The 2,920-nt window shown below is 66.1% G+C and carries 4 protein-coding genes; all 4 read left to right on the top strand.

Annotation, left to right across the window (positions count from 1 at the left end):
* On the top strand, window positions 1-802 hold an 802-nt coding region (locus JMF90_RS31590), incomplete at its 5' end, for a cell wall metabolism sensor histidine kinase WalK (RefSeq protein WP_236598069.1).
* Between the two features lie 325 nt (window positions 803-1,127).
* A complete protein-coding gene (locus tag JMF90_RS31585; RefSeq protein WP_041489645.1) occupies window positions 1,128-1,574 on the top strand; it encodes a MarR family winged helix-turn-helix transcriptional regulator in 447 nt (148 codons plus the stop codon).
* Between the two features lie 35 nt (window positions 1,575-1,609).
* A complete protein-coding gene (locus JMF90_RS31580; protein WP_023476024.1) occupies window positions 1,610-1,978 on the top strand; it encodes an antibiotic biosynthesis monooxygenase in 369 nt (122 codons plus the stop codon).
* Between the two features lie 578 nt (window positions 1,979-2,556).
* Window positions 2,557-2,757 (top strand): membrane protein, encoded by a 201-nt coding sequence (locus JMF90_RS31575; protein ID WP_011547232.1) that lies wholly within the window; start codon window positions 2,557-2,559, stop codon window positions 2,755-2,757.
* The last annotated feature ends 163 nt before the right edge of the window (window positions 2,758-2,920 follow it).

Genomic DNA, 2,920 nt, shown 5'->3' with positions numbered 1-2,920 from the left:
CCTGAAACGCAGGAATGCGAACAACCTCGAACCGGTCGACGTCGCATCGATGCCGAACGAGGTCCGCCCGCTCGCCGAAGCGATCAACGACCTGCTCGCGCGCCTCGACCGCTCGTTCACGCTGCAGCGCCACTTCATCGCCGATGCCGCGCACGAGCTGCGTACGCCGATCATGGGGCTGTCGATCCAGTCGCAATTGCTGCGGCGCGCGGCGACGGCCGAGGAGCGCGAGCACATCCTCGCGCAGATCCATGCGGGCACGACGCGGCTCGGCCACCTCGCCGAACAATTGCTGACGCTCGCCCGCCTCGAACCCGATGCGCAGGCGGTCGTCTCCGCATCGGCGCCGGTCGATCTCGCCGCGCTGTGCCGCTCGGTGGTGTCGGACCGCGCGCGCGTCGCCGACGCGCACCGGATCGATCTCGGCGCGATCGTCGACGCACCCGTGATCGCCGCGGGCAATGCGGACACGCTGCGCGTGCTGCTGAACAACCTCGTCGACAACGCGATCCGCTATGCGGGCGAAGGCGCACGCGTCGACGTGTCGGCGCGCATCGACGGCACGACGCCCGTGCTCGAAGTCGCCGACGACGGCCCCGGCATTCCGGAAGCCGAACGCACCGACGTGTGGGAACGCTTCTATCGCGGCGAAGGCGCGCAGGCCGCCACGTCGTCGGGCAGCGGGCTCGGGCTGTCGATCGTCAAGCGGATCGCCGAACAGCATCGCGCGACCGTCTCGCTCGGCACCACGCGCGGCGGGCGCGGGCTGACCGTCACGGTGCGCTTCCCGCCGCCGGCCTGACGCGCGGGCGGCCCGAAGGCTTGTCCACAGATAATGTTGGCAAGCTTGTGGACAACCTTCCATTAACGGCACCAAGCCCTTGATCGGAAAGGGTTTGTCGTGCGTGCGCGGCAAATGCGCCAGCCACGGACAAGCAAGCACGCATGCGCGTCAGTTATCGCGAACGATCCGCCCGACCCAAGGCCCGGTCGAGGTCTCGCAGATGTTCGCGTGCTCTCCCACGCTGCGATACAGACACCCCTTTGTCTGTGGACGCTCGCCCGTCAATTTGACAACCAGTTGTCCATTACGTAAAATGGTTGTCAATTTACGATCCGAGCTGGACATGACGAAATCCGACAAGTTGACCGCCGTCGCGCTGTCCGTATTCCGGTTGAACGGCCTGCTGATCGAATGGGGCAACACTTTCGCCGGGCCGCACGGCTTGACCAGCGCGCGCTGGCAGGTGCTGGGCGCGATCTCGATGGCGCCGGACGCGCCGAACATCCCGCAGATCGCCAATGCGATGGGCATCACGCGGCAGGCCGTGCTGAAACAGATCAACGTGCTGACCGACGAAGGGCTGGTGCTGTCGTTGCCCAATCCGGCGCACAAGCGCTCGCCGCTGTATGCGCTGACGCCGCGCGGCGAAGCGGCCTATCAGGCCGTGGTCGAGCAGTGGCAGCGGCATGTCCGCGACATCGCCGGCGACTTCAGCTCGACCGACCTCGACGCGGCGCTGCGCGTGCTGTCGGCGATGTCCGGCGCGCACGGCCAGGACGGCCACGCGTAGCCGCCCGCTTGCCCTCTGCCTCACCAGGAGCCCCGATGCCCCAGTTCAAGCCGATGGATCCGGCCTTTCCGATCCAGCAACAGATTGCGATCGACGCCGACCCGGTCGTGCTCGTCAACGTGTTTACGCTCGCAGCCGCCGACGAAGCCGATTTTCTCGCCGTATGGCAAGACGATGCGGCATTCATGAAGCGACAGCCGGGATTCATCTCGACGCAGCTTCACCGCGCGCTCGGCGACAGCCCGACCTACCTGAACTACGCGATCTGGGAATCGACGGACGCGTTTCGCGCGGCCTTCACGCACCCGGAGTTCGTCGCGAAGCTGTCGGCCTATCCGTCGTCCGCCGTCGCCAGCCCGCACCTGTTCCAGAAGGTCGGCGTGGCCGGTATCTGTACCGCGTGAGCCCGCGTGCGAAGCGTGGCAGCGTGTGGCGTCGGCCAAATCGCGCACGCGGACTTCTCCACAGAAAATGTTGGCAAGCTTGTGGATATCCTGCGCACCGCGACGCTAAACCCTTGATCCGATGGACTTTGGCACGCGTGATGCAGACGCGGCGTGCGTCATGGCCGTCGCGCACACCGCTTCGCCGCACTTCGCATCACGACGCCACGATGATGTCGTCCCGATGCACGTCCGATGCTCGTCTAACCCCGCACGCATACCGGGCCGACGCTGCGCCACTTACCCACAGATTGTGTTGGCAAGCTTGTGGATATCCTGCGCAAGCCTGCGCTAACCCGTTGATCGGTCTACGGTTCGTGCCGCGTGTCACCGTTTCGGCAGCACGCGGTAGCGGCCCGCGCGAACACGGACGATTCAGTGCGATCGCAACGCGGCGCCGATGCCTTGACGCCCCCGCCCGTCACCCATCAAGATCACGCAAGCCGCACGCGGCCGCGCAGCGCCGGGGACGCGCGTCGGCGCCACGGGCCGGCCGTTCCGCCGGCACCGCATGACGACATTTCAATCCGAGGAAGACCATGGAACACTTCACCGCGTGGCAATTGCTCATTTCGCTCGTGCTCGTCGCCATCGTCGTCTATCCGTACGTCCGCATCGTCCGGCGCACCGGGCATTCGGGCTGGTGGATCCTGACGATGTTCGTCCCGGTGCTGAACTTCGTCATGCTGTGGGTGTTCGCGTTCGCGCGCTGGCCCGCCGTCGGCGATCGGCAGCCCTGAGCGTTGCCATCGCGGCAGCGCGCGGGCTTGTCCACAGATTGTGTTGGCAAGCATGTGGATAGCCTGCGCATACCGCGATCAAGCACTTGATCCGAAAGACTTTGTCCGCGCCGCCTCGAAAGCGGCACGCGGGCGGTCAATCGTCGGTTGCGTACCTTCTCGG

The organism is Burkholderia sp. E168m23 (assembly GCF_016586125.1).
Classification (GTDB): Bacteria; Pseudomonadota; Gammaproteobacteria; order Burkholderiales; family Burkholderiaceae; genus Burkholderia; species Burkholderia orbicola.
Note: the sequence above shows the minus strand (reverse complement) of the source record. Positions and strands in the feature narration are given on the sequence as shown.

Bases quoted from the DNA above. Each gene is read 5' to 3' on its own strand.
- JMF90_RS31585 (WP_041489645.1), top strand. From the start codon at position 1,128: ATGACGAAATCCGACAAGTTGACCGCCGTCGCGCTGTCCGTATTCCGG.
- JMF90_RS31580 (WP_023476024.1), top strand. From the start codon at position 1,610: ATGCCCCAGTTCAAGCCGATGGATCCGGCCTTTCCGATCCAGCAACAG.
- JMF90_RS31575 (WP_011547232.1), top strand. From the start codon at position 2,557: ATGGAACACTTCACCGCGTGGCAATTGCTCATTTCGCTCGTGCTCGTC.